Genomic DNA, 2,635 nt, shown 5'->3' with positions numbered 1-2,635 from the left:
GTGCCCCCCGCCTCTCCGGTGACGGTGCAGCCGGTGACGCCGGGAATGGACAATGCCAGGGTGCGGGCTTCCTTTCCGCCGCCCCGGCACTGGAGCTCCAGCCCGTGGTCCTGGGAGAGGGAGGCCTCCAGAGCCTCCGGGGTGTCGCAGGCCACGGCCTTGCCCTTGCGCAAAATCAGCACCTTGTCGCACACCGCCCGGATCTCCGAGAGGATGTGGGAGCTCAAAAGCACCGTGTGGTTCCGTCCCAGATTCCGGATCAGCTGCCGGATCTCCACCACCTGCTTGGGGTCCAGGCCCACGGTGGGCTCATCCAGGATGATGACGGGGGGAAAGCCCAAAATGGCCTGGGCCAGGCCCAGGCGCTGGCGGTAGCCCTTGGAGAGGTTGCGCACCAGCCGGTCCCGGGCCTCCTCCGTCCCCGTGAGGGAGAGCACCTTTTCCACCTGCTCCTCCCGCTCCCCGGCGGGGATCTTTTTCAGCTCCGCGGCAAACAGCAGGTACTCCTCCGCCGTCATCTCCGGGTATACCGGCGGCACCTCCGGCAGGTATCCCACGCACCGGCGGGCCGCCTCCGGGTCCTCCAGCACGTCGTGGCCCTGGATCACCACCCGGCCCTCCGTCACCGCCAGGTATCCGGTCATCATGTTCATGGTGGTGGACTTTCCGGCACCGTTGGGGCCCAGCAGGCCGAAGATCTGGCCGTCCTCCACGGTAAAGCTCAGGTGGTCCACCGCGCAGCGGCCGCCGTAGCGCTTCACCAGGTCTTGCACTTCGATCACAATGAGAAACCTCCTTTGAAAGCCGGAGGGATCCTCCCCCCTCCGGCGGCACATTCAGTATAGCGGCAGAATCTGAAACCGGGCTGAAAGGAGACCTTCACCGGGATTTCATAAACTGTTCAAACTTTTTCAAGACTGTTTTTAGGTTTTTCGGATATGCTAACACCATCCTCCAAGCGGAGGAGCCCCCTCTCTTTTCTTTATTTTCTCTTCTTTTTCTCTCTCCAAGACGAAGGAGGACGGCCTTTTTGGCCGCCCTCCTTCGTCATTTTCCGCCTCCGGGACCGACGCTTTGTGAAAAACCCGCCAAAAATCCAGCAATTACCAGGGTTTCCCCTTGCCAAAAGGTACAGGATTCTATATAATATTCACGCAATTTCAGCCTACTGTTCCGGAGGGCCCGGCCGGCCTCCGGCGCGCTGTATGAAAAAAATCCGGGCGGCCCGGCCGGCGCCCGTCAATTAAGTGGAGGAAAAACTGTGAGAGGTGTGCACAGCGCGGTGGACGAGATCCGCCGCAGCGTATTTACCGAGGTGGCCCGACTGGCCTATGAGGGCGGCGACCTGGACCGGGTGGATATGATCCCCTACACCATTGTGCCCGGCGAGGTGGCCCACCACCGCCATGACGTGTTCCTGGAGCGGGCCATCGTCCAGGAGCGGGTGCGCCTGGCCCTGGGCATGAGCCTGCAGCCCGCCGGCTCCCAGACCCCCGTCAGCGCCCACATCAAGGAGGCTGCCGCCGCGGACGACAAGTACTTTGAAATGCCCCTGGTGAACATCATCCCCTTCGCCTGCAACGCCTGCCCCCCCAAGCAGATCCGCATCACCGACAGCTGCCAGGGCTGTATCTCCCACCCCTGCATGAACGTCTGCCCCAAGGACGCCATCTATCTGGACAAGAACAAGCGCTGCCACATTGACCAGGACAAGTGCATCAAGTGCGGCAAGTGCTTCAACCAGTGCCCCTACCACGCCATCTCCAAGATCGAGCGCCCCTGCGCCGCCGCCTGCGGCATGGACGCCATCGGGTCCGACGAGATGGGCCGGGCCAAGATCAATTACGACAAGTGCGTCTCCTGCGGCATGTGCCTGGTGAACTGCCCCTTCGCCGCCATCGCCGACAAGAGCCAGATCTTCCAGGTCATCAACGCCATGAACCGGGGCAGCAAAGTCATTGCCTGCGTGGCCCCCGCCTTCGTGGGCCAGTTCGGCAAGGACGCCACCCCCGCCAAGCTGAAAGCCGCCATGCGCATCCTGGGCTTTACCGATGTGGTGGAGGTGGCCATCGGCGCCGACCTCTGCACCGTGGAGGAGGCCCACGACTTCCTGGAGAACGTGCCGGACAAGCTCCCCTTCATGGGCACCTCCTGCTGCCCCGCCTGGTCCGTCATGGCCAAGAAGCTCTTCCCCGAGTTCAAGGACTGCATCTCCATGGCCCTGACGCCCATGGTCATCACCGCCCGGATGGTGAAAAAGGAGCATCCCGACGCCCGGATCTGCTTCATCGGGCCCTGCGCCGCCAAGAAGCTGGAGGCCAACCGCCGCACCGTCCGCTCCGACGTGGACTTCGTGCTGACCTTTGAGGAGCTCCAGGGCATGTTCGACGCCAAGGACATCGACTTTGCCACCATCGAGGCAGACCCCGCCGACGATATGAGCGAAGGCACCGCCATGGGCCGGGGCTTCGCCGTGGGCGGCGGTGTGGCCGCCGCCGTGGTGGAGGCCATCAGCCACATCGATCCCACCCGGGAGGTGAAGATCGAGTACGGCGACGGCCTGCGGGAGTGCCGCAAGATGCTGATGATGGCCAAGGCCGGCAAGCGCAACGGCTATCTGCTGGAGGGCATGGGC

General features: G+C 63.5%; 2 protein-coding genes. One reads left to right on the top strand and one right to left on the bottom strand.

Going from position 1 to position 2,635, the window contains the following annotated elements:
- The coding region (locus tag ACT67G_RS08525; protein ID WP_443663962.1) for an ABC transporter ATP-binding protein at positions 1-782 on the bottom strand (782 nt) is incomplete at its 3' end.
- A gap of 479 nt (positions 783-1,261) precedes the next feature.
- On the opposite strand from ACT67G_RS08525, the gene ACT67G_RS08520 reads away from it, so the two are divergent.
- Positions 1,262-2,635, top strand: a 1,374-nt coding sequence (locus tag ACT67G_RS08520; protein ID WP_443663961.1) for a 4Fe-4S dicluster domain-containing protein, incomplete at its 3' end; no start/stop codon positions are given.

The organism is Dysosmobacter sp., from assembly GCF_052306735.1.
GTDB lineage: Bacteria > Bacillota > Clostridia > Oscillospirales > Oscillospiraceae > Oscillibacter.
This window is presented reverse-complemented; position numbering and strand designations above follow the sequence as displayed.